General features: G+C 39.1%; 28 protein-coding genes and 2 riboswitches. Of the genes, 23 read left to right on the top strand and 5 right to left on the bottom strand.

Annotated elements, in window-relative coordinates:
• Positions 1 to 72 precede the first annotated feature (72 nt).
• Positions 73 to 240 (bottom strand): DUF3042 family protein, encoded by a 168-nt coding sequence (locus tag IGL37_RS11070; protein ID WP_002356337.1) that lies wholly within the window; start codon positions 238 to 240, stop codon positions 73 to 75.
• Positions 241 to 507: 267 nt separating this feature from the next.
• Here IGL37_RS11070 and galE point away from each other — a divergent pair, with 267 nt between their 5' ends.
• From galE to thiD, 8 genes are all read left to right on the top strand, one after another.
• The gene (gene galE, locus IGL37_RS11065) at positions 508 to 1500 is read left to right on the top strand and encodes a UDP-glucose 4-epimerase GalE (RefSeq protein ID WP_202583890.1); all 993 of its coding nucleotides are present in this window, start codon (positions 508 to 510) and stop codon (positions 1498 to 1500) included.
• A complete protein-coding gene (locus tag IGL37_RS11060; RefSeq protein ID WP_033917828.1) occupies positions 1481 to 2731 on the top strand; it encodes a UDP-glucose--hexose-1-phosphate uridylyltransferase in 1251 nt (416 codons plus the stop codon). The genes galE and IGL37_RS11060 overlap by 20 nt, the downstream gene beginning before the upstream one ends.
• A 71-nt stretch (positions 2732 to 2802) precedes the next feature.
• Positions 2803 to 4563 carry a DNA polymerase III subunit gamma/tau gene (dnaX, locus tag IGL37_RS11055; RefSeq protein ID WP_002356340.1) on the top strand — a complete coding sequence of 587 codons (1761 nt, stop codon included), beginning with the start codon at positions 2803 to 2805 and terminating at the stop codon, positions 4561 to 4563.
• 20 nt (positions 4564 to 4583) lie between these two features.
• On the top strand, positions 4584 to 4898 hold the full coding sequence (locus IGL37_RS11050; protein WP_002382484.1) for a YbaB/EbfC family nucleoid-associated protein: 315 nt from the start codon (positions 4584 to 4586) through the stop codon (positions 4896 to 4898).
• A 147-nt stretch (positions 4899 to 5045) separates the two neighbouring features.
• Positions 5046 to 5134: riboswitch (TPP riboswitch) on the top strand.
• Between the two features lie 140 nt (positions 5135 to 5274).
• Positions 5275 to 5763, top strand: coding sequence for an energy coupling factor transporter S component ThiW (thiW, locus tag IGL37_RS11045; RefSeq protein WP_002356342.1), 489 nt, complete (start codon positions 5275 to 5277; stop codon positions 5761 to 5763).
• Positions 5747 to 6565 (top strand): hydroxyethylthiazole kinase, encoded by an 819-nt coding sequence (locus tag IGL37_RS11040; RefSeq protein WP_002362338.1) that lies wholly within the window; start codon positions 5747 to 5749, stop codon positions 6563 to 6565. The genes thiW and IGL37_RS11040 overlap by 17 nt, the downstream gene beginning before the upstream one ends.
• Positions 6562 to 7197 carry a thiamine phosphate synthase gene (gene thiE / locus IGL37_RS11035; protein ID WP_002387208.1) on the top strand — a complete coding sequence of 212 codons (636 nt, stop codon included), beginning with the start codon at positions 6562 to 6564 and terminating at the stop codon, positions 7195 to 7197. The genes IGL37_RS11040 and thiE overlap by 4 nt, the downstream gene beginning before the upstream one ends.
• On the top strand, positions 7194 to 8024 hold the full coding sequence (gene thiD / locus IGL37_RS11030) for a bifunctional hydroxymethylpyrimidine kinase/phosphomethylpyrimidine kinase (RefSeq protein WP_002397056.1): 831 nt from the start codon (positions 7194 to 7196) through the stop codon (positions 8022 to 8024). Before thiE ends, thiD begins: the two co-directional genes overlap by 4 nt.
• Positions 8025 to 8116: 92 nt before the next feature.
• On the opposite strand, the gene IGL37_RS11025 is transcribed toward thiD, so the two are convergent.
• A complete protein-coding gene (locus tag IGL37_RS11025) occupies positions 8117 to 8473 on the bottom strand; it encodes a winged helix-turn-helix transcriptional regulator (RefSeq protein ID WP_002356348.1) in 357 nt (118 codons plus the stop codon).
• A 144-nt stretch (positions 8474 to 8617) separates the two neighbouring features.
• Here IGL37_RS11025 and IGL37_RS11020 point away from each other — a divergent pair, with 144 nt between their 5' ends.
• Positions 8618 to 9808, top strand: a complete 1191-nt coding sequence (locus IGL37_RS11020; protein ID WP_010706833.1) for an MFS transporter — start codon at positions 8618 to 8620, stop codon at positions 9806 to 9808.
• A gap of 50 nt (positions 9809 to 9858) precedes the next feature.
• Here the strand turns inward: IGL37_RS11020 and IGL37_RS11015 are convergent, their stop codons facing one another.
• The gene (locus tag IGL37_RS11015) at positions 9859 to 11220 is read right to left on the bottom strand and encodes an MFS transporter (protein WP_002362334.1); all 1362 of its coding nucleotides are present in this window, start codon (positions 11218 to 11220) and stop codon (positions 9859 to 9861) included.
• 163 nt (positions 11221 to 11383) lie between these two features.
• Positions 11384 to 12169 carry a TraX family protein gene (locus IGL37_RS11010; protein ID WP_002362333.1) on the bottom strand — a complete coding sequence of 262 codons (786 nt, stop codon included), beginning with the start codon at positions 12167 to 12169 and terminating at the stop codon, positions 11384 to 11386.
• 178 nt (positions 12170 to 12347) lie between these two features.
• A riboswitch (TPP riboswitch) is annotated at positions 12348 to 12438 on the top strand.
• Positions 12439 to 12542: 104 nt separating this feature from the next.
• Here IGL37_RS11010 and IGL37_RS11005 point away from each other — a divergent pair.
• From IGL37_RS11005 to dinB, 14 genes are all read left to right on the top strand, one after another.
• Positions 12543 to 13106 carry an ECF transporter S component gene (locus tag IGL37_RS11005; RefSeq protein WP_002359429.1) on the top strand — a complete coding sequence of 188 codons (564 nt, stop codon included), beginning with the start codon at positions 12543 to 12545 and terminating at the stop codon, positions 13104 to 13106.
• Complete coding sequence (locus IGL37_RS11000) at positions 13103 to 14461, top strand: ABC transporter ATP-binding protein (protein WP_002365067.1); 1359 nt, start codon at positions 13103 to 13105, stop codon at positions 14459 to 14461. The genes IGL37_RS11005 and IGL37_RS11000 overlap by 4 nt, the downstream gene beginning before the upstream one ends.
• The gene (locus tag IGL37_RS10995; protein ID WP_002359432.1) at positions 14452 to 15105 is read left to right on the top strand and encodes a CbiQ family ECF transporter T component; all 654 of its coding nucleotides are present in this window, start codon (positions 14452 to 14454) and stop codon (positions 15103 to 15105) included. Before IGL37_RS11000 ends, IGL37_RS10995 begins: the two co-directional genes overlap by 10 nt.
• Before the next feature lie 11 nt (positions 15106 to 15116).
• Positions 15117 to 15779: a thiaminase II gene (tenA, locus tag IGL37_RS10990; RefSeq protein WP_002370541.1), complete on the top strand. Its 663-nt coding sequence runs from the start codon at positions 15117 to 15119 to the stop codon at positions 15777 to 15779.
• Between the two features lie 175 nt (positions 15780 to 15954).
• Entirely contained in the window at positions 15955 to 16551 is a 597-nt protein-coding gene (gene recR / locus IGL37_RS10985; protein ID WP_002356363.1) for a recombination mediator RecR, read from the top strand.
• A gap of 208 nt (positions 16552 to 16759) precedes the next feature.
• On the top strand, positions 16760 to 17398 hold the full coding sequence (tmk, locus tag IGL37_RS10980; protein WP_002356366.1) for a dTMP kinase: 639 nt from the start codon (positions 16760 to 16762) through the stop codon (positions 17396 to 17398).
• Between the two features lie 19 nt (positions 17399 to 17417).
• Complete coding sequence (locus IGL37_RS10975) at positions 17418 to 17747, top strand: cyclic-di-AMP receptor (protein ID WP_002356367.1); 330 nt, start codon at positions 17418 to 17420, stop codon at positions 17745 to 17747.
• 1 nt (position 17748) lies between these two features.
• On the top strand, positions 17749 to 18699 hold the full coding sequence (gene holB / locus IGL37_RS10970; RefSeq protein ID WP_002384059.1) for a DNA polymerase III subunit delta': 951 nt from the start codon (positions 17749 to 17751) through the stop codon (positions 18697 to 18699).
• 116 nt (positions 18700 to 18815) lie between these two features.
• On the top strand, positions 18816 to 19655 hold the full coding sequence (locus IGL37_RS10965) for a PSP1 domain-containing protein (protein ID WP_002356371.1): 840 nt from the start codon (positions 18816 to 18818) through the stop codon (positions 19653 to 19655).
• On the top strand, positions 19648 to 19995 hold the full coding sequence (locus IGL37_RS10960; RefSeq protein ID WP_141415440.1) for a DNA replication initiation control protein YabA: 348 nt from the start codon (positions 19648 to 19650) through the stop codon (positions 19993 to 19995). The genes IGL37_RS10965 and IGL37_RS10960 overlap by 8 nt, the downstream gene beginning before the upstream one ends.
• 111 nt (positions 19996 to 20106) lie before the next feature.
• Positions 20107 to 20979 carry a 16S rRNA (cytidine(1402)-2'-O)-methyltransferase gene (gene rsmI / locus IGL37_RS10955; protein WP_002356373.1) on the top strand — a complete coding sequence of 291 codons (873 nt, stop codon included), beginning with the start codon at positions 20107 to 20109 and terminating at the stop codon, positions 20977 to 20979.
• A 14-nt stretch (positions 20980 to 20993) separates the two neighbouring features.
• Positions 20994 to 21656 carry an ABC transporter ATP-binding protein gene (locus IGL37_RS10950; protein ID WP_002378641.1) on the top strand — a complete coding sequence of 221 codons (663 nt, stop codon included), beginning with the start codon at positions 20994 to 20996 and terminating at the stop codon, positions 21654 to 21656.
• Complete coding sequence (locus IGL37_RS10945; protein ID WP_002356377.1) at positions 21640 to 22398, top strand: ABC transporter permease; 759 nt, start codon at positions 21640 to 21642, stop codon at positions 22396 to 22398. Before IGL37_RS10950 ends, IGL37_RS10945 begins: the two co-directional genes overlap by 17 nt.
• A gap of 128 nt (positions 22399 to 22526) precedes the next feature.
• Positions 22527 to 23642 (top strand): DNA polymerase IV, encoded by a 1116-nt coding sequence (dinB, locus tag IGL37_RS10940; protein WP_023894966.1) that lies wholly within the window; start codon positions 22527 to 22529, stop codon positions 23640 to 23642.
• Between the two features lie 44 nt (positions 23643 to 23686).
• Here the strand turns inward: dinB and nrdG are convergent, their stop codons facing one another.
• On the bottom strand, positions 23687 to 24283 hold the full coding sequence (nrdG, locus tag IGL37_RS10935) for an anaerobic ribonucleoside-triphosphate reductase activating protein (protein WP_002356379.1): 597 nt from the start codon (positions 24281 to 24283) through the stop codon (positions 23687 to 23689).
• Between the last annotated feature and the right edge of the window lie 29 nt (positions 24284 to 24312).

Below are 24312 nucleotides of genomic sequence, written 5' to 3'. Positions count from 1 at the left end.
ATCAACAGAGCCAGAAGCGCTTCTGTTGATTTCTTGGCGTTAGATTTTTTATCTCAACGTCACAGCTATTTTTTAACGTGCAATACGTTTACGCATCGCTTTTTTACGGTTTTCTTCAATCATATCTTCTTTTTCTTCAATTGGATCAATGACTGTTTTTTTAATAGTTGTAGCCACACCGGCTAAAGCAGCAACTGTGATAGCAGTACCGACTAACATACCTGATACAAATTTTTTCATCGTTCATTCCTTCTTTCAAATTGTATTTGTTTCTATTATGACGGAAAAAAGCAAAAAAATCCAATAGTTACAATGATTTTTCATAAACTCTACGACTAATTTAGAGATTTGTTAAAATTTACCAAGTCTTTTCTGTATTTTTATAGGAAAAATGAATAAGGAGAAATGGCCAAATTAAATCCTGTTTACAAAATGAAATAATTCAGAAGTAAACCTTATTTAATGGTACAATAGAAAAAGAAATTAGAGAGTAAAAGGAGCGTATTTATGTCTATTTTAGTATTAGGTGGCGCAGGCTACATTGGCTCACATGCCGTCGATCAATTAATTTCAAAAGGATATGCCGTTGTTGTTGTTGATAATTTATTAACGGGACATCGTTCAGCAGTTCATGAACAAGCGACTTTCTATGAAGGCGATATTCGTGATAAAGCTTTTTTACGTAGTGTCTTTGAAAAGGAATCAATTGAAGGGGTGTTGCACTTTGCGGCCAATTCTTTAGTAGGAGAATCCGTGGAGAAACCGTTAATGTATTTCAATAACAATGTTCACGGCACTCAAATTGCCTTGGAAGTCATGCAAGAATTCGGGGTGAAACACATTGTTTTTTCTTCCACAGCGGCCACTTATGGCGAACCAAAAGCAATGCCTATTACAGAAGAAACCCCAACGAATCCTAAAAACCCGTATGGGGAAAGTAAATTAATGATGGAAAAAATCATGAAATGGTGCGACAACGCTTATGGAATGAAATATGTTGCTTTGCGTTATTTTAATGTTGCAGGAGCAAAAAAAGATGCCTCAATTGGTGAGAATCACACGCCAGAAACGCATATTGTGCCAATTATTTTACAAGTGGCATTGGGCCAACGATCAGAGCTAAGTATTTTTGGGGATGACTATGACACACCAGATGGCACGTGCATTCGAGATTATGTTTACATTGAAGACTTGATTGCAGCACATATTTTGGCTTTAGAATATTTGAAAAATGGCGGCGAAAGTGACGTCTTTAACCTGGGTAGCAACAACGGCTATTCTGTTAAAGAAATGTTAGATGCTGCACGCGAAGTGACAGGTCAAGAAATTCCTGCGACAATCGCGCCACGCCGAGCAGGGGATCCTAGTACGTTAATTGCTTCTAGTGAAAAAGCCAAACGAGTTTTAGGCTGGCAACCAGAAGTAACTGAGGTCAAGGACATTATCGCCACCGCTTGGCAATGGCACCAAGCTCATCCACATGGGTATCAAGAAAAGTAATAGGAGGAATGAATCGATGACCACGAGTCAAATGATTGCCGATTTTACCACACTTGCTATTCAAGCAGGTGGTTGGATGGAATTGGATCGCTTATATCTTCAGAACCGTTTATTATCAATGATTGGTGAACAAGAATTAGGCGAAGTAGACATACGGCCTGTGGCAACACCCGCCGCTGATTTGGCGGAACAATTGTGTCAAATTGCGAGTGCCAACCAACTTGTAAAAACAGAGCAACAAAAAGAACAGTTCATGGTGCAATTGATGGATTTGTTGACACCGCCACCTTCTGTGGTTAATGCTTTTTTTGCACAACATTATGCCAAAGAGCCACAAGAGGCTACCGAGTATTTTTACCAACTTTGTCAAAAAAACGGTACGGTCATTGAACAGGAAGAACCTGTTGTTTTTTCAACAGTCTATGGTGATTTTTTAGCAAATAAGGTCCACAGTGAGGCGTCAAAAGCAACGCTCTCTGCACAAAGCTATCCCCGCTGTGAATGGTGCATGGCAACAGAAGGCTACCAGGGAAGTCAGCAATTTCCTGCGACTACGAACCATCGAGTGATTCGAATGAACTTAGATGGCGAAAGCTGGGGGTTTTCCTTTGTAAAACAGGCACAATATCAGCAACAAGGTGTGATTGCGTTTGAAAAACATCAGTCAGCGAAACGTTCAATTAAGACTTTTCAGCAATTGTTGAAAATTGTTGAGGTCTTTCCTCATTATTTTGCTGGGATTGATGCTGACTTTGAACAAAATGAGCATGTCTATTATCAAACGGGTTTGCAACAATTTCCATTAGCCGAAGCGAGCATTTCAGAATATGTTGAGTTAGCTAACTATCCTTTAATCAACGCAGGAATGGTGAATTGGCCAGTTGCGACATTTCGCTTAGAGGGACCGAATGCGTCAGAAGTTGCCCAAGCCGCAAATGAGATTTTTGAGCAATGGCAAATTCTGAAACTGCCCACGGATGAGATACAAATCGTTGCCCGACGAAAAGAACTTTTATATGTCATGGACTTAATTTTTAGTCGACCTCAAGCAAAGCCTTCGTTAACGTTAGCAGAAGTCCAAGGTTTAACGACTTGGAACAACCAGAAAACGCAGGCACTTGAAACGGTCGCTTCAGCGTATCAACAGCGATTAAAAGAAGCCAGTGCGTTTGCAGAAACAAGTGAAGGAAAAGCGGCTTTTTTAGCAATGGTTGCGCCAGTGACTCATTAAAAGAAAAAAGATGCCGAATGACTAAAAATCACGTATAATAGATAAGAATGAAAAATAAGGGAGGGTAAAAAATGGCTTATCAAGCACTTTATCGGGTCTGGCGTTCACAACGTTTCGATGACGTAGTAGGACAAAAAGCAATTACTCAGACACTGAAAAATGCGATAGTGCAAAAGAAAACATCTCATGCCTATTTATTTACTGGCCCTCGTGGTACAGGTAAAACCAGTGCCGCAAAAATTTTCGCTAAAGCGATTAACTGTAAACATAGTCAAGATGGTGAACCTTGTAATGTTTGTGAAACCTGTGTAGCCATTACGGAAGGTCGTTTAAATGATGTCATTGAAATTGATGCGGCGAGTAATAATGGCGTGGAAGAAATCCGTGATATTCGTGATAAAGCAAAGTATGCACCGACACAAGCCGAGTACAAAGTTTATATTATTGATGAAGTTCATATGCTATCAACAGGCGCGTTCAATGCACTTTTAAAAACTTTGGAAGAACCGCCACAAAATGTTATTTTTATCTTAGCAACGACTGAACCACACAAGATTCCGTTAACGATTATCTCACGGACGCAACGCTTTGATTTTAAGCGAATTAGTACGCAAGATATCGTCGATCATATGGCCCATATCATGCAGGAAATGGCTCTCGATTATGAGGAACAAGCCCTTTATGTGATTGGGCGTGCTGCGGAAGGTGGGATGCGAGATGCCTTGAGTATCTTGGATCAAACGATTTCCTTTAGTGATGAAAAAGTAACACTGGAAGATGCAATGCAAGTGACAGGCAGCCTAACCTATGAAATGATGGATCATTATATTCAGTGTTGTGTCGCCGGTGATGTTGAACGAGCATTAGAAGGCTTGGAAAGTATTTTAGGCGAAGGTAAAGAAGCGCGCCGTTTCTTAGAAGATTTGTTATTATATTGTCGAGATTTGCTGATGTATCAGCAAGCACCGAAGTTATTAGCAGAAAAAGCAGGAACTTTGACAGAAGCATTTAAGGAACTAGCTACACAAACACCTGCTGAAAAAATCTACCAACTAATCCAAATTTTAAGTGACACACAAAATGAGATCCGCTTTACCAACAATGCGAATATCTATCTGGAAGTAGCCACTGTCAAATTAGCTAAAACGGTGCAACCCAATAAACACAACACGCCAGAAACAGCTAATCAAGATGGTAGTGCAGAGGGAAATCCAGAATTAGCAGATTTACAAAATCAAATCGGGCAACTGAAGAAAGAACTGGCTGAATTAAAGAAACACGGTGTAGCTGCCAAAGAAGCAGATGCGCCACGTCAACAAGCACGACCACAAGCGCCAAAAAGTTCGTTCCGTGTACCCACAGAACGGGTATATCAAGTCTTAAACGAAGCGACTAGAACACATTTAATGAATGTGAAAAATGTCTGGGAAGACTTACTGCAAACATTATCTGTGACTCAACGAGCGATGCTCAAAGCTAGTGAACCTGTCGCAGCGAGTCCTAAGGGCATCGTGGTGGCATTTGACTATGAGATTGTTTGTGCTCGTGCAACAGATGATGAAGAGATGCAGTTAGCTTTCAATAATAATTTAAGCCGTTTGATGGACTATACACCAGAGATGGTCTGCATTACTAGAGAAAGCTGGCCAAAACTAAGACAAAGTTTTATTAACCAAAATCAGGGCAGTTTGAATCATTCTGAACCTGAAAATGAAATGGCTCGTCTAGCGGACGAACCGCCTGTAACAAATGAACATTCACAAGAAAATCCAGTAGTAGATGAAGCAATCGCTATGTTTGGTGAAGAGCTTGTCGAAGTACTAGATGATTAATATGAAGGAGTCGAGGAATTATGATGCGAGGAATGGGCAACATGCAAGGCATGATGAAACAAGTACAAAAAATGCAAAAAGAAATGGCCAAAGCGCAAGAAGCGCTAAATGAAAAAGAATTTATCGGTGAAGCCACCAATCAACTTGTGACAGCGACATTTACTGGTGATCGCACAATGAAAGATTTGACCATTAAAGAAGACGTGGTTGATCCTGAAGACGTTGATATGCTACAAGATTTAGTCATTATGGCTGTCAACGATGCGTTAGTAAAAATTGAAAAAGAAACCGAAGCAACTTTAGGTAAATACACCAAAGGAATGCCAGGATTCTAAATAATAAGACCAACGAAAGTATGAAAAACGTCATGCCAAAAAAATCGAACTTTTTGGGCATGACGTTTTTTCTGTTTTTGTGGGAAAACTCTTTGGCAATTTTAGTAGTCGCTTCCAAAAAACTATGCTATACTAAAGCCAATTGAAGAGAAACATTTGGGGTGCTATTAGCTGAGATTATACCCATGGAACCTGAAACAGTTAGGACTGGCGCAGGGAAATGTCTTGAAATTTTGACCGATTATTGCACCCAACTACGTTTATTTGTGGTTGGGTTTTTCTGTCTTTTTCAGTCGCGCCTCCTTTTGCTTCTCGCAGAAAGGAGTTTTTTTACGTGGAAAAAAATCGAATCCACAGAGTTACGTTACTGGCTTTAATGATTGCGATGGACGTTGTATTATCGCCGTTAATGCGAATTGAGGGAATGGCCCCTATGTCCAGTGTCATGAACATTATTGCCGGAGTTTTATTAGGTCCTCTTTACGGAACGCTCATGGCACTTGTCTGCGGCTTAATCCGTATGACATTCTTAGGTATTCCGCCATTAGCGTTAACAGGTGCCGTTTTTGGCGCGTTTTTTGCTGGTTTATTTTATCAATGGGGACAAAAATTAGGCTGGTCGATGCTAGGGGAAATTTTTGGTACAGGCATCATTGGCTCGTTATTGTCCTATCCTGTAATGGTTTGGTTTACTGGCAGTAAGCAGAATTTTTATTGGTTCATTTATACACCACGATTTATTGGTGCCACACTGATTGGTTCAGTGATTGCTTGGCTTGTCTTAGTAAAACTGAAAGAAACTCGGGTATTTAAACAAACACAGGAATTATTTTTAGGAGGGTACTTTTATGAAAACAAGCGTTAAGTTTGAAACGATTTTTCCACTGACAACGGCACCATTAATTCAGTGCATTACGAATGAAATTACGTGTGAATCTATGGCGAATGCATTACTTTATATTGATGCTAAGCCCATTATGGCAGATGATCCCCGGGAATTTCCGCAGTTGTTTCAGCAAACCAGTGCTTTGGTTTTGAATTTAGGCCATTTATCACAAGAACGAGAGCAAAGCTTGTTAGCAGCTAGTGATTATGCTCGGCAAGTGAATAAACCGACCGTAGTCGATTTAGTCGGTTATGGCGCCAGTGATATTCGGAGTGAAGTCGGGGAAAAGCTGGTGCACAATCAGCCAACCGTTGTGAAAGGGAATCTTTCAGAAATGCGGACTTTTTGCCAGTTGGTGAGTCATGGCCGAGGAGTGGATGGCAGCCCTTTGGATCAAAGTGAAGAAGCAATTGAGGAGCTGATTCAAGCTTTACGTCAACAAACACAAAAGTTTCCCCAGACGGTATTTTTAGCAACAGGGATTCAAGATGTTTTGGTTAACCAAGAGCAAGTGATTGTCTTACAAAATGGCGTGCCTGAGTTGGATTGTTTCACTGGCACGGGCGATTTAGTCGGCGCATTAGTTGCCGCTTTATTAGGTGAAGGCAACGCGCCAATGACTGCGGCAGTAGCCGCAGTGAGCTATTTTAATCTTTGCGGAGAAAAAGCCAAGACTAAGAGCCAAGGGCTGGCCGATTTTCGCCAAAATACGTTAAATCAGTTATCTCTTTTAATGAAGGAGAAGGATTGGTTTGAGGCGGTGAAAGGACGAGTGCTATGAGAGAACAATTGAAAGTTTATTTGGTGACAGGTCGGTATGATTTTAGTGATACTGAATTTTTAAAACGAATTGAAACTGCTTGTCGCAGTGGAGTGACATTGGTCCAACTGCGCGAAAAGGAAGTGTCAACACGGCGCTTTTACGAATTAGCAGTGAAAGTTAAAGTGGTAACAGATGCGTATCAGATTCCGTTGATTATTAATGATCGTGTCGATATTTGCTTGGCAGTGGATGCAGCAGGTGTGCATATAGGGGATGATGAATTACCGGTTGCTCTTGTGCGAAAACTGGTTGGGTCCACAAAAATCGTAGGTGTTTCAGCCAAAACGGTGGCACGAGGAGTTGAAGCGGAAAACGAGGGCGCCGATTATTTAGGCGTGGGCGCAATTTTCCCCACAACGACTAAGGACAGTCCGTTAACTTCTTTGCAGACACTTTCTGAAATTGCCGCAGCAGTCACGATTCCTGTTGTAGCGATTGGTGGAATCAAAGAAGAAAATATAGAACAACTTATGGGAACGGGAGTGGCTGGTGTTTCACTGGTCAGTGAAATTATGCTGGCTGAACAGATAACCGAGAAAGTCCAAGGGTTGATGCGTGTAACGGAGCGAATGTTGGAGGCGAGAAAATGACCGAATATAATTTGACCCCACAAGTAGTCACGATTGCTGGTTCTGATTCTGGTGGGGGAGCTGGCATGCAAGCAGATTTAAAAACATTTCAAGCACGGCAGGCATTTGGCTTAAATATTGTCATTGCATTGACGGCACAAAATACGTATGGCGTGCAAGATAGCTTACCGATTCCTAGTTCATTTATTGATGCACAATTTCAATCACTGGCGGCTGATTTTAAAATTGGGGCAGCGAAAACGGGGATGTTAGCAGATAGTGAGCGTGTCGAAGATGTTGTTCGCAATTTGCAGAAAGTTGATTTTGGTCCGTTGATTGTCGATCCTGTAATGGTGGCTAAAGGTGGACATCATTTGTTAGAAGCCGAGGCAGTTCAAACGATTAAAGAGAAACTGTTGCCATTAGCAACGGTCGTGACACCTAATTTACCAGAAGCGGAAGTTTTACTAGAGACGACCATCAAGACAGAACAAGAAATGCAGACCGCAGCAAAAAAATTACAGCAATTGGGCACAAAAAATATTATTATGAAAGGCGGACATAGCACAAATCAACAAGCGGCTGATTATGTGTTAATGGAAGACGGTTCGAGCTTTTGGCTAAGTGCACCACGAATTGTAACGAAAAATACTCATGGAACAGGAGATACTTTTTCAGCGTGTATCGCAGCCGAATTAGCAAAAGGTACGCCGTTAGAAGCGGCGATTGTGATTGGCAAACAGTTTATACAAGGGGCCATTAGCCAAGCAATTTCTGTTGGACATGGCCACGGACCCACTAATCATTGGGCCCAATTAACGCAAGATATTCAAGTTATTAAAGCATAAGAAGAGCCTGGGGAAAAATCTAAAATGATTTTTCCCCAGGCTCTAAATAGCTTAAAGCTCCCTCTTAATATAGTTTATAAACGTTTTGTTCACTAATCTTCACATTTTAAATAAATTTCTTGGCCTTGTTCTTGCAAATGAGCCACGTGGGATTCTCCCCAATTACATAAGTTATCTAAGACAGCAGAGAGGCTTTGACCATAATCGCTTAAATAATATTCGACTTTTGGTGGAACTTGGTTGTAAACTTTCCGCTCGATAATGTTGTCTTCTTCGAGTTCCCGTAATTGTTGTGTCAGCATTTTTTGACTAATGCCAGTAATGCCGCGTTTTAAATCGCTGGGGCGCATGGCGCCGTGCCGTAAATTACACAGAATAATTGGTTTCCATTTACCGCCAATAACATCCATCGTTGCTTCGACACCAATCGCATATGTACGAGTTTCCAAAAAACATTCCTCCTTAATAGATTGATAATAAACAAAAGTTACTAAAAGGTACCTATGATACAAAAAAGTAGGTACTTATCAAAATTTCAATCTTAGTATATAGTAATTTTTGTTGAAATTCAAATGTTTTTTAGGAGGAAGAGAATGGAAAAGAAAATTTCACCAAATTTAACGCTCTTTGCATTAGCTATCAATGCTTTCGCAATCGGTTCAACAGAATTTATTAGTGTGGGTTTATTACCAATGATTGTTAAAAGTTTTCATATTAGTCTTTCCCAAGCAGGTTTGACTGTTTCTTTGTACGCTTTAGGTGTGACGATTGGGGCGCCGTTATTAACAATTTTGACAGGAAAATGGAATCGTCGCTCATTAATGCTGGGGATTATGCTTCTTTTCATTAGTGGGAATTTAATTGCTGCGTTTGCGCCAACGTTTATTATTTTATTAGTAGGGCGGATACTTTCTGCATTGGCGCATGGCATTTTCATGTCTGTTTCGACTGTCATCGCCGCAGATGTTGTGCCGCCATCACGTCGTGCCAGCGCCATTGCTATTATGTTTACGGGCTTAACGGTTGCAACAGTGACTGGCGTACCTTTAGGGACGTTTATTGGGCAACAAACAGCTTGGCATATGTCCTTTCTTTTTATAGCCAGTATTGGCTTGGTGGGACTGATTGCTAGTTATTTTTTAGTTCCCAAAAATTTACCGATACCAGGGAAGGTTGACATAAAAGGAATCACGCGGATTTTTACGAACAAACCCCTCGTTTTCTCTTTTCTAATTACTGCTTTTGGTTATGGTGGAACGTTTGCTGCATATACGTACTTGTCACCGTTATTGGAAAATTTAGGCTTTTCAGCCAACGCGGTAGTGATTATTTTAGTTGTTTATGGCGTAATGGTCGCAATTGGCAATACAGTAGGTGGTCACTGGGCAAATAAAAAACCTTTAGATTCGTTAGTAAAAATGTTTAGCTTATTAATTCTGTCCTTAGTCTTTTTATTCATTACTGTTTTAATGGATAACAGTCTTCTAGGCTTATTAGCAAGTTTGATGTTGGGCCTATTTGCCTTTATGAATGTACCTGGTTTACAACTATATGTTGTAGAATTAGCGGAAAAGTATGTTCCAGAAGATATCACTTTGGCCTCAGCTTTTAATATTGCAGCCTTTAATATTGGGATTACCGTCGGCTCAATGACAGGTGGGGTGGTCACAGATCATTTATCAGTAACATATACACCGATTTTTGGTGGTTTTATCGTGCTAATTGCTGTCTTGTTCGTACTTTATATTCGGAAGCAAGAAGAACAAAAAAACAACTATCTTTAGAAAACTAAAAAAAGCAGCTGGTCACTATGGAACTGACCAGCTGCTTTTTTTTAAGCTTTTTTGCGGAAATAATTCCAGCAAGCAATTAAAACAATTACTAATAAGGTTAACAAGAAAATCAGAGAAATGAGGGAGCCCATCGTTGTCCCCTGAGCAAAATTATCTGCGTGGTCTTGAGCGATATTAATAATCGTCGCTACAATGGCCGTCGCAATAGCGCCAGAAAATTGTTGAAGTGTATTAAATAACGTATTGCCGTCGCCAAAATCTTTCTCCTCTAACAAGCTCATACCAGTCGTCATCATATTACTGTATGCAAAACCTAGACCAATCATATAGGTAACATGTCCAGCGACGAATCCTAATAAAACAGGCATCTCTAATAAAATTGTTAAAGCTAGCCAACCGATTGTCGCCAAACTTAAGCCAAATAATATAGGTTTTTTAGCGCCGTATTGATCCAACACTCGTCCAGAAAGTGGTGCCAAAATGGCCCCGACTGTAGCACCTGGCAGCATGACTAGCCCAGCTACAAACGCATTTTTTCCAAGGACGATTTGAACAAAGTTTGGTAAGACAAAGGAAATACCTAACAATAAGAATTGACAAACTAAAAAGCCACATAAAAATAAAACGAAGGCGGGATTTTTTAAAATTGTCAAACGAACTAGTGGCTGTTCAGCGGTTGTTGCTCGTTTATAAAAAATAACAAAGCCAATAACGGCTGCCAGAAGTGAAAGCCAGCCAAACAATGTACCAATTTTACTTAAAAACATCAACAAACCACTAAATAACAGGGCAATACCAATTAAACTAACCAAATCAAGAGTGGTGGTTTTTTTAACAGGTATTTCTGGAATAGCAGATAATCCCATAAACAAAGAAAGCAGTAAAACAGGAATTAAGAATAAAAAGATGGCGTGCCAAGATAGGGAAGATGTTAAAATTCCACCATACGTTGGACCAATGGCTGGAGCAATTGAAGTGGTCAATGTGCCTACCCCCATCATCGTTCCCCGTTTTTCCAGCGGGGTAAAGTTCAAAATAATATGAAACATCAGTGGCAAAGCAATCCCAGTGCTAGCCCCTTGGAAGAGTCGGCCTAATAACAAGATACTGAAAGATGGCGAATAGACATCAATCGCTAAACCAATCAAAAAGAAAAGATTCGCAACAATAAATAAGCGTCTTAACGAATAGGTTTTTAATAAATAATTGGATAAGGGCACCATGATAGAAATAACTAATAAATAAATCGTTGTCACCCACTGCACGGTACCGGTGGAAACACCAAATTCCTTTGTTAATGTCGGAAAGGTTACATTCATTGCTGTTTCAATTAATACGCCAGCAAAAGACATAATTCCTGTCGCTAAAACGGCAGGGAATAATCGTACGTTTTTTTGTTCCATTTAATCACCTCTATAGTTTTCATTTTTTCGTAAAAAAATAGAAGCAGTTTCTATAAGAATAGAAACCGCCTCTCTCTCGACACGCAACTTGCGTGTTATCTGTACGATTTGTTTACATGTTGCATTGTAAACAGTTTTTAGGCAATCGTCAAGCAGAAAATAATTAACGTTGCATGAAGAAACTAATAATTGCAAAAATAGCAATGTGAGCTGGATAGAAAATATAAAAGAAATTCCGCATGCCACGGCCTTTTTCACCATTATAAAGAACAATTGGAATCGCTGCTAAAATCATCATCCATTGGTGGTTCACCCCGAATAGTTCTTGGAAATTATAGCTGGCTGCTGAAATCAACGCAACAACGCCAATTGCTGAAATTTGTAACCACTTTTTGCCATGGAATAAATAAAAAGCCACGGCCAAGAGAACAAATAAAAACCCACCTTCTGTCATCATTAGTGATGGCACAATCAGATTGAAAAGTTGGAAACCAATTAAGATAGCAGGGTTGCTTAATATGTCTGGAGAACTAAAAACAACGAGAGGTAGAGCACTGATTAATAAAGGCACAATAAACCAAAGAAGCCCTTTACCAATTTGTTTTTGTTTAAAATAGTCCATAGACTGCATGTAGACCGTACCTAAAAATAACGTCCCAAAAATATTATTGATAATTAAGCCACCTGTTGAAAAATACGCATTTAAAATGCCGTTCAGAATCCCCATAATCCAGAAGCCTAACAATAACCGGAACATGTATTTTCGCCGATTGCTTGTGTGAATGAAGCCTTCAGAACTTTCAAATAAGAAAATAGGTGCAGCAATTCGTCCAATCCATCCGAACCAACCAGGCACGCCTAAAAAACTAAAAAATTGCAATAGATGGTCAAAGACCATTGAAATAACCCCAATGACTTTCAAGTGAAAGCCAGTTAATGTTTTACCCATAGTATAAACGCCTCTCTTTCATAAAGAACAATATAACAAAGTCCAGAAAAACCAACCATTTATTTGCCTAACAGTTATCTTACAAAATTGTTTGATTTCTTCAGCTTTTGATGAAAGAAAAAAGTGCCAAGACTAGTTTTTATAATTATTCTATGCTATAGTAAAAGTACATTTTAATAAAAAACATTTGGGGTGCTGTTATGGCTGAGATGATACCCATTGAACCTGATGCAGTTAGTACTGTCGCAGGGAAATGCCGATTTACTTTGATTTTTCACGCACTCATTCTGTCCTAGGATGAGTGTGTTTTCTTTTATCAGGGTTTATTTAAGTCACTCCTTTTGCTTTTTGTTAAGAGAAAGGAGTTTTTTTATTGAAAAAATGGTCATTGCAACAAGTCGTCTTACTCGCTTTTTTAGCCTTTTTGTTTGGCGGTGTTTTTATGGGGGCAGGGTTCCTCTATGCGTTATTGAATGCTGCGCTGTTACCATTAGGCCTGAGTCCATTTGCCAATGAGCTTTTATTTGGAATGTGGACCATGGTGGCACCAATTGCAGCGATGCTGATTCCACGAGCGGGAAGTGCTGTTTTGGCGGAAGTTTTAGCCGCTTTGGCAGAAATGCTTTATGGTTCGTATTTCGGACCTAGTGTATTAATTTCTGGTGTGATTCAAGGCCTAGGTAGTGAAAGTGGCTTTTTTGTGACACGCTACAAACGGTACGATACACTAACGTTATTTTATAGTGCGATTGGGACGACTATTTTTAGTTATGTGTATGAATACTTTAAGTTTGGTTATGGCAATTACGGTCTGGGGATGAACATTGCTTTAATTAGCGTTCGGTTCGTTTCTATTTGTTTCTTTGGTATTTTCTTAACGAAAGTTATTTTACGAATGTATCAGTCTGCGCAAGGGTTAGCTGTGAAGGCAAAATGAATAGTATCCAATTAAAAGCTGTGTCCTTTTCACGAGAACAACCCTTGTTTGAAAAGACAAATTTAGCAATTCCTCAAGGAACGTTTTCCTTATTAATTGGCGATAGTGGTAGTGGAAAATCAACGCTCTTACGATTGATTGCCGGATTTGCTCCGCTTGATTACCAAGGAGAAATTTTGATTGAAGGAATGGAACGTCGACAATTATCAACTCGTGAAAAGGCGCAAAAAATTGGCATGCTGTTTCAAAACCCCAGTCAACAATTTACAATGAAAACCTTGGAACGAGAACTGATTTTTGCTTTAGAAAATTTAGGAATCCCGCCTGAAGAAATGAACCGGAAAATCCAAACAGCGCTTCAACTTGTTCAGACTCAAACCTTATTCACACGAGAATTAGCGACGTTATCTGGTGGTGAAAAACAAAAAGCGGCGTTGACAGTTCTGCTAGCAATGAACCCAGATATTCTTTTATTAGATGAACCTTTTGCAAGTATTGATCCAACCTCTCGAAAACAATTTATTCAAATATTAGCAAGACTCCATCAAGCAGGCAAAACGATTTTGGTGTGCGACCACGATTTCAGCGATTACGCTGATGTTGTGGACCAAGTCGTCACGTTGAAAAATGGCCAGTTTGAAAAGCAACCGTTGACGTTTATCAAAACAAAACCACAGACATTTCAGCTTACAACTTCTGTGGTAAAACAACCAATGCTCCAATTGAAAAATTTTCGTTTGTCTCAGGGAAAACGAGTGCTACTTGAAGAAAAAGAAGCGCTTTTGTTTAAAGGAATTACCACGTTGACGGGGCCAAATGGGGCGGGAAAATCCACCTTATTAAAAGCCATCGTTCAGAGACAAAAATATCAAGGGAAAATGTTCTTGGCAGGCCGCCGCTTGCGGGCTTCAAAAAAATTGTATCAACACATGACATTAGCGGTGCAACAAGCCAATCGTCAGTTTGTCACGTTGACTTTACGAGAAGAGCTTTTGTTTGGTCAGAACATGACAGCAGAAAAAAGAAGAAAACAAGAGGAAGCCTTAACTTTTTTAGGTTTAAAAGAAAAACTAGAGCACAGTGTTTTTCAACTAAGTGAAGGGCAAAAAAAGATGGTGCAATTAATTAGTTTGCTGAGCTTAGATTTGGACTGTTTACTTTTAGATGAACCTTTTGCTGGATTAGATGAGCGAGCATGCAATTATTTTGTTGAATGGATCAAAGAAAAAAGTGCGCAACAAGATTTTCTAATCGTCACGCATCGGCTAGAACCTCTCTCTGGCGTGAGCAATTATCGAATAGAATTGCTGCAGCAACAACTGATTATCTGGCAGGAGGGAACCACATGCAAATAAAGCAAACAAATGCAGCAATTTATGCTTCTTTGATTCTTATTTTGACCTTTGAATTATCTTTTTCTCAGTCAATTTTGGCAAATTTGGCGGTTTTTATGGGTTGTATCATTTTTTTAATAGGCCAGCGAAAATCCCGCTTACTGCTTTGGTTATTTTTCTTGCCACTTTTACCAGCAATCGGGACGTTTTGGTCTATTTATTTGCATGGTACGAGTAGTCAACAAGCCTGGCTTTTGTTTAGTCGAACGTATGCCTTTGCCGGTTTAGGACTAGCTTTTGCTGTAGGCGTTGATTTTGAAGAATTATTGTTGTTATTGGAACAAAAGGGGCTAGCACCAAACTTTGTTTATGGAATTTTAGTGGTGGTTCACGCCTTACCGGAAGTGAAAAGAGAAATTAATGATTTAAAAGAAGCAAGCCTACTCCGTGGCAAAACGTTTCATTTTTGGTCGCCGATGCTTTATGTTAAAACACTGCTCGTTGCTGTTTCTTGGCGAGATAAATATACGGAAGCAATGTCTGCCCATGGCTATGAAGAAGGAGCCACTAGAAGTCGAAAAGAGCATTTTGTGTCAGCAAAAGTCAGTCTTGGGCTTGCTATTTTGATCATCATTTTTACCAATTTGTTTATTTTTCTAACGTAAAGGAGAAACCTATGACATTTACAGAACAAGCCAAAGAACAAGCGCAAGCTTCTTGGCAAGGAAGTTTTCAGCATCCTTTTATCACAGAGTTACATGAAGGAACCTTGAGTCCAACGATTTTTCGCTACTATTTAATTCAAGATCATTACTATTTAAAACACTTTAGTCAACTTTATCGCTTGATTGCGGCACAAACGCAACAACCTCGATTGAAAAAATTACTCTTAACAAATGCGGAAAATCTCGCGTTGGGCGAATTAGCTATTCGTGAAACTTTTTTTGAAGAACTAGCGATTACGGAAGAAGAAGCTGCAGCGACACCGATTGCACCAACCGCGTATCACTATGTTTCTCATATGTATCGCCAACTTATTGAAGGAACGCCTAAGACGGCCGCAGCAAGTATGTTGCCTTGTTCTTGGCTCTATCAAGAAATTGGTGCACAGTTAGTCAAACAACACTCACCAGAGCCACTGTACCAACGTTGGATTGAAACCTATGCTGGGGAGGAAGCGTACCAACACGTCCAAGAGGAACGCCAACTGTTAGACCAATTATATGAAGAAAGTTCACCACAAGAACAAGCAGCTATGATCACCGCTTTTGTTATCAGCAGTGAGATGGAATACGCTTTTTGGGAAATGGCCTATACACACGAAACCTGGATTGGTTAATACAAAAACAAGTCGTTTAGTGCTCGTAACTAACGACTTGTTTTTGTATTAGAAAGCAGTAATTGTCAGTTGCTTTTTTGACAGGGCGTGATAAGATATTCAGTGACGCAAAATCTGTTGTAACTCGCTCAGTAATAACAGAAACGCCTTGCTAAGAAAGGACTGTAGAAGCCTCATGAATTATCCAGAACCGATTGCAAAATTGATTGAAAGTTATATGAAATTACCAGGAATTGGTCAAAAAACAGCGACACGGCTTGCTTTTTATACAATTGATATGAAAGAAGAAGATGCTAATGCTTTTGCAAAAGCGCTAATTAGTGTCAAGAGAGATCTCCATTTCTGTAGTATTTGCGGAAATATTACTGAAGAAGATCCTTGTGAAATTTGCCAAGATAAAAATCGTGACCGTAGTATTATTTTAGTAGTGGAAGAACCAAAAGACGTTATGGCAATGGAAAAAATGCGTGAATATCAAGGCTTGTATCACGTACTCCACGGGGTGCTTTCACCGATGGAAGGAACAGGACCAGAAGATATTAATATTGCCTCTTTGATCAAACGATTGCACGATGATGAAGTGAAAGAGGTCATTATAGCAACCAACGCTACCACTGAAGGAGAAGCGACGGCGATGTATTTATCACGGCTCATTAAACCAGCTGGAATCACCGTTACTCGTTTGGCACACGGCTTGTCTGTCGGCAGCGATATTGAATATGCAGACGAAATAACCTTGCTGAAAGCAGTCGAAGGACGTCGAGAAATTTAAAAGAAACATCGTTGGAAAAAGAGGTTAAAATCGAAGTAGGTCGTTTCTGTGAGAAAATGTCGCAGTTCAAGCTTTTCCGTACTTCTTTTTCAGTTTCTTTTTTTCAGCAGATGCATCACTTTAAATAGGACATAAGGATTTCAATTAGACTGATAGAGCAAGATGAAGTATAATAGATACAAGTAAAAATTGATTGGAGTTTTCGCACGTGCAGGGTATTTTTATCACATTTGAAGGTCCAGATGGCGCTGGTAAAACCAGTGTTTTGAAGGAAGTTTCTGAAAGATTAGCTAAAGAGTCAAAACGAAAAATTGTCACTACAAGAGAACCAGGCGGCATACCGATTGCCGAAAAGATTCGAACAGTTATTTTAGATCCAAGAAATGACAGAATGGATGAGCGAACAGAAGCTTTACTTTACGCAGCTGCTCGTCGTCAACATTTAGTGGAAAAAATCTTGCCAGCTTTGGAAGCAGGTCATTTAGTCCTATGTGATCGTTTTGTTGACAGCTCATTAGCCTACCAAGGCGCTGGGCGTAGAATTGGGATTGCACCAATTGCTTCAATTAATGCGTTTGCGACAGAAGGTGTCTCACCAGATTTTACAATTTATTTAGACGTTGACTCAGATACTGGCTTACGGCGGATTCAAGAAAATCGAACACAGCAAATTGATCGCTTAGATTCAGAAGGATTAGAATTTCATCAACGTGTTCGTCATGAATATTTGAAATTAGCAGAAGAAAATCCACAACGTATCAAAAAGATTGATGCACGGATGAGTTTAGAACTTGTCGTAGAAGCAACGTATCAGGCGATTATTGAACGTTATCCAGAAAACTTTTAATTATAGGAAGGTGTAGACCATGAAGATTATTTTAGCCATTGTACAAGACAAAGATAGTAACCGATTAGCCAACGAATTTATTGATGCCAATATTCGTGCTACAAAATTATCCTCAACAGGTGGGTTCTTAAAAGCGGGAAACAGCACATTTATTATTGGGATTGATGATGAACGTGTCGACGAAACATTAGCTTTAATTAAAGAAACATGTCAATCAAGAAAACAATATGTTTCAACACCTGTGACTTTAGATATCACAATGGATGGCCAAATTCCTTACCCTGTGGAAGTTGAAGTAGGCGGCGCTACTTGCTTCGTCTTACCAGTTGAAGGATTCCATCAATATTAAGATGAATGAAGCACAACAGCTACAGCAAATGCAACCTTTGCTGTACAAGCAACTCCAAAAAAGTTTTGAGCATGGTCGTCTTGCCCATGCTTATCTTTTTGAAGGAGATACAGGAACTGGAAAACAAGAATTTGGCTTATGGATGGCGAAACATGTCTTTTGTACGAATTTAGTAAATCAACAGCCTTGTAACGAATGCCATAATTGTGTGCGGATTAATGAAAATGAACATCCAGATGTTTTAAGAATTGCGCCAGATGGGCAAACCATCAAAGTGAACCAAATCCGTGAATTAAAAGCGGAGTTTTCTAAAAGTGGGGTCGAGACTGCTAAAAAAGTTTTCTTAATTCAAGAAGCAGATAAAATGAGTACCGGCGCAGCCAATAGTCTCTTAAAATTTTTAGAAGAACCAGAAGGACAAATTTTAGCTATTTTAGAAACCACTTCGCTTTCTCGAATTTTACCAACGATTCAATCACGATGCCAAACCTTACATTTTCAACCATTAGTCAAAAAAACATTAATTGATCGCTTAATCAAACAGGGGATTGGTGAAAAGACTGCAACCCTTTTAGCTGAGCTGACAAATAGTTTTGAGAAAGCAGTTGAAATCTCTCAAGATGAATGGTTTAATGAAGCTAGGGAAATCATTTTGCAATGGTTTAATTATCTAAAAAGTAATGATTTACAGGCATTTATCTACGTTCAGAAGAAAATGGTCAAAGTATTTAAGGAAAAAGAACAACAAGCGCTTAGCTTTGACTTGCTCATGGTTTATTACCGTCAATTATTGGAAGAAAGTGTTGCGACACAGCAAGCCAAAAAAGTAACGGAAGAGCAGGCGGAACGGTTGGCGCTAATTTTGAAAGCACGCCAAAAATGGACTGCCAATGTTAGTTGGCAAAATGTTTGTGAACAATTAGTTATCCAAATGATTCACCCTAAATCATAAAGGAAAAAAGTGCCAAGTGGCATTCAGTTTCATAATATAGTAGGAACTTAGTTGTTTCAGCAAGTTCCTTAACCGATTGAAGCGACGTTCACTTGAACTAGATTAGGAGGAATAAAATGGTAGAAGTAGTAGGAGTTCGCTTCCGTGAAGCCGGTCATATCTATTATTTTGCTCCTGGAAAATCTGAGTATATTTATAATGAGAAAGTACTCGTTGAATCTCAACAGTCAAAACAATTAGCTACTGTTGCTATTCCTAAAAAAACAGTCGATTCAGACGATTTACCAGAGGACCTAAAACCCATTTTAAATAAAGCAACAGCCAATGATTTAGAAAAAGAACAAAAAAATTTGGCTGATGCAGAAGCTGCCAAAAGCATTGCCAATGAAAAAATTCGAGCTCATGACTTAAAAATGAAATTAGTGCGAGTAGAATATACCTTCGATCGTAGCAAAATGATTTTTTACTTTACGGCAGATGGGCGAATTGATTTTCGTGAATTAGTCAAAGACTTAGCGGCTATTTTCCGGACGCGAATTGAGTTACGTCAAATTGGTGTCCGAGATGAAGCGAAAATATTAGGTGGCATTGGCCCTTGTGGCAGACAACTATGTTGCTCAACATTTCTAGGAGATTTTATGCCAGTTTCAATCAAAATGGCTAAAGATCAAGGGTTATCTTTAAATCCTGTCAAAATTTCGGGATTATGTGGCCGCTTAATGTGTTGTTTGAAATACGAAAACGACGAATATGAAGCCGCTAAAAAAGAATTACCAGATTATGGAAAAGAAGTAATAACACCAGATGGCAAAGGCAAAGTCGTCGGGTTGAATCTATTAAGTCGGATTGTCAAAGTTCGTCTGCATGGTCGTGAAATCGCAGCGGATTATGATTACGAAGAAATCAAAGAAGCTACTGCGAAAGTTGCTGCTGAAAAAGGTGATCAAAATGGATAAACGTTTGCTCTATGATGGATTAAATTCGTTGGAAACTGATTTAGACAGTTCAGTGACACAATTAAGAGAAATTAAAGCAGCACTCCATGAGTTGGTAGAAAAAAATACCACGTTGGAAATCGAAAACCAACGCTTACGAGAGCATCTCCAAGAACTGAATAAGTTAGCAGGAAATACAACTGAAACTGAAAAACAAGAGCTATCAAAATCACGTATGAATTTGGAAAAACTTTATGAAGAGGGCTTCCATGTCTGCAATATTTTATATGGTTCAAGACGTGAAAATGATGAAGAATGTGCCTTTTGTCTTGATGTTATTTATGGGGAACGTACGCGTTAAGTCTAGTGGACACTGCAAATAAAAAGGAAAGGTTTGGTTTGACAGTCAATCGATTGTCAAATCAAACCTTTATCTATTTATAGAACGAAAAAGGAAAATGAGGGATGCGCTATGCAAAAACAGAAAAGTTTTGATAAGCAAACAACAAAAGGAAAATTGTATCTTGTCCCAACACCGATCGGCAATTTAGAAGATATGAGTATTCGTTGTTTAAACATATTGAAAGAAGCAACGGTAATTGCTAGTGAGGACACAAGAAACACACAAAAATTGCTAAATCATTTTGAGATTACAACACCACAAATTAGTTTACACGAACATAATTACAAAGAGCGAATTCCTCAACTGATTACACGATTGCTGAGTGGTGAAACGATTGCCCAAGTTAGCGATGCAGGTATGCCTTCAATTAGTGATCCTGGTCATGAATTGGTTACAGCATGTCTTGAAGAAGAACTGGCAGTGATTGCCTTGCCAGGACCTACGGCAGGAATGACCGCCTTGATTGCCTCGGGTCTTTTACCACAGCCATTTACGTTTTATGGTTTTTTACCAAGAAAGAAAAAAGAACAGAAAGACGTGTTATCAGCATTAAAAGAAGAACGGCCGACACAGATTTTTTATGAGTCCCCCTATCGGATTGCTAAAACGGTAGCAACGTTTGCTGAAGTCTATGGTCAAGAACGCCCCGCTGTGATTTGTCGAGAATTAACGAAACTTCATGAAGAGTATTTGCGTGGTACCTTAGGAGAACTAACAGAATATTTAGCAGAAAATACGCTAAAAGGCGAGTGTTGTTTATTAGTTAGCGGATTTACTGGTGAGAAAGAGACAATAGCAGCAATGCCAGCTATTTCCCTCAAGGAACATGTGCAAGTTTTAATGGAGGAAGAGGGACGGAGTTCAAAAGAGGCAATCAAAGAAGTGGCCAAATTGAGAAATGTAAAAAAACAAGAAGTATATAAAGAATATCATTCCATTTAAAAAAGGAGAGAAACATGAGTAATTTATTGCGAGCAGAAGGCGTGTCTTATCAAGTAAATGGTCGTAGCATTCTTTCTGATATTGATTTGTCATTTGAAACAGGCAGCAATACAACAATTGTTGGTCCTTCAGGTAGCGGGAAAAGTACATTTTTAAAAATTTTATCTTCATTATTAAGTCCTACAGAAGGCGAAATTTTTTATCAAGAAGCGCCAATTACTACAATACCAATCGAAACATACCGCCAAAAGGTTTCTTATTGTTTTCAGCAGCCAACTTTATTTGGTGAAACCGTGTATGATAATTTATTATTTCCATTTACCGTCAGACAAGAAGCGTTTAATCAGGAAAAAGTCGTGGCATTGCTCCAACAAGTGAAATTGCCCGCTGCCTATCTTGAAAAGAAAATAGCCGAACTCTCTGGTGGTGAGCGACAACGGGTTGCTTTGCTACGAAACATTATTTTTGTACCAGATGTTTTATTATTAGACGAAGTTACAACGGGATTAGATGAAGAAAGCAAACAGATTGTCAATCAATTGTTAAACCAATTAAACAAAGAGCAAGGAGTCACGCTGGTTCGTGTCACGCATGATACCGAAGAAATTCAGCAAGCACAGCAAGTGATTCGTATTGTAGCAGGAAAGGTGGCGCCGACAGATGGATTTAGCAGTTAATAATTTATCCTTATTTTTTTCAGCCATGCTAGTGGTGGTCGCATTAATTATTAGTACTAAAGAAAAATTAGGTTTTACCAAAGATATTATTATTAGTGTGATTCGAGCAGTCATTCAATTAGTCGCAGTCGGCTATTTATTAAAATATGTTTTTCAAGTCAATAACCTTATTTTAACGCTCATCATGGTTTTGGTGATTGTTTCCAACGCAGCCTTTAATGCAAAAAAACGCAGCCAGCAATTACAAAAGGGCTTTTTGATTTCTTTCATTGCAATTGGTTGTAGCACAGGAATTACCATTGGTATTTTGATTTTTTCTGGTTCTATCAAATTTATTCCTTCTCAAATCATTCCTATCAGTGGGATGATTGCCAGCAATTCGATGGTGGCAATTGGTTTATGCTATCGCAATTTAGATACTCTTTTTCAAAACCAACGGCAAGCGGTAATGGAGAAACTAGCATTAGGTGCAACTATCAAACTCGCCTCTTTACCAATTATCCAACAAAGTGTGAAAACCGGGATGGCGCCGACGATTGATTCTGCCAAAACTGTCGGAATTGTTAGTTTGCCTGGGATGATGTCAGGCTTGATTTTTGCGGGCGTTGATCCGGTCCATGCGATAAAATATCAGATTATGGTGACTTTTATGTTGCTATCAGCAACAAGTATTGGTTCAGTGATTGCAACTTATCTTGCCTATAAAGGCTACTATAATCAACAAAAACAATTGGTTGTTTAATTAAAAAGCTGGAAATCTGTGTTTATAACTTCACGGATTTTCAGCTTTTTCTGGTTGAAATAAAGAAGTTTCAATTTGAAAAAGAACGGACGTTCGTATATAATGGAGGGAGGAGGCGAATCAAAATGATGAGCGAATTACGTTTTCCCTTAAAAAAAGATACGTCGAGAAAAATTATACATATAGATATGGATGCGTTTTTTGCTTCAGTTGAAGAACGAGATCATCCAGAGTTAGTAGGACATCCGTTAGTTATTGCGCGCCATCCAAGTGATACTGGGGGCAAAGGAGTGGTGACTACAGCGAATTATATTGCTCGACAGTACGGTATTCACTCGGCTATGAGTGCTCAAAAGGCGTATGAACTATGTCCAAGTGCCATTTTTAAGCCAGGTAATTATCAGAAATATAGTGAAATTTCTCAAGAAATCCGTGAAATTTTTCGCCGCTATACAGATGTGATTGAACCAGTATCTATTGACGAAGCGTATTTAGATGTAACTGAAAATAAGGTCAACAGTAAGTCGGCTATTAAAATTGCGAAAATGATCCAATATGATATTTGGCATGAATTGCAGTTAACTTGCTCGGCAGGTGTTAGTTACAATAAGTTTTTAGCCAAGTTAGCATCAGATTTCCAGAAACCAAAGGGCCTGACGGTTGTCTTACCAGAAGAGGCCGAAGATTTTTTGAAAGCATTACCGATTGAAGATTTCCACGGAATCGGGAAAAAAACAGTGCCTAAAATGCATGAACTAGGGATTTTTACTGGAGCAGATTTATACAAGCAAGATGAGATGACGTTGATTCGGTTATTCGGTAAAATGGGTTATTCATTGTATCGTAAAGTCCGTGGTATCCATGATGCGCCAGTTCAAGTGACTAGAGATCGTAAGTCGGTAGGCAAGGAACATACTTACGGCACCCCTTTAACGACGGAAGAGCAGGTTACGGCTCAATTGAGACAATTAGCAGCAGGTGTTGAGCGTGCATTGCAACGAGTGCAAAAACATGGCAAAACAGTAGTCCTAAAAGTTCGTTATACTGACTATACGACGATTACGAAACGTGTGACATTACCTGAATATATTTCTAAAAAAGAAGAACTTTTCTATCAAGCGAATTTAATTTGGGAAGATATTTTAGGTTTAGAACAAGGAATCCGTTTATTAGGCATTACTTTAACGAATTTAGATCCACTAGCGTATGAAAACATTGTTTTACCTTTATGGGAAAAAAGTTAGCCCTTTAGACACATCCTCAAGAGATGGCTAAAGGGCTAACTTTTTTAAATTGATTTTTTGATTTGTTCATAAGACGTTTCGGCGTCATGACATTTTTCCCAAATAACAGCTTTGCCAGCAGCAAGTGATTTGGGTACATCAATAATCCGTTGATTACTACTGCCACGAAATTGTAAATTTAAATTACGTTTTGCCAGTTCAAAGCGCCCATCAACTAAAATGTCAATTGAATGGAGTAGTTCAAGCTTATCAGGCGTTTCTAAAAGTAGTTCTTCAAAGGTATACCCAGACCAAGACCAGATATCTTTGGCTGAGCCAAATGTTTCCCGCACACGTTTGACTACACTAAGACAAACATCTGTATTCAGAAAAGGTTCACCACCCAAAAGAGTCAAACCTTGGACATAGTCATGGGACAAATCTTCAATAATTTGATTCATTAAAGATTCTGTAAACGGCGTACCGTAATTGAAATTTTGGACAGCTTTGTTAAAACAACCTTCACAAGCAAAGAGACAGCCACTCACATATAAACTATTGCGTACACCTTCGCCATCAACAAAGTTGAACGCTTTGTAATCGGCAATCTTTTTTTGGCTGTAGTCTTCGGTTTTCCATTCTTGTGGTTTCGGATTACGCATCAGCAAAACTTCTTTCTATAGAATAATCG

Source organism: Enterococcus sp. AZ119 (genome assembly GCF_050546175.1).
GTDB lineage: Bacteria > Bacillota > Bacilli > Lactobacillales > Enterococcaceae > Enterococcus > Enterococcus faecalis.
Note: the sequence above shows the minus strand (reverse complement) of the source record. Positions and strands in the feature narration are given on the sequence as shown.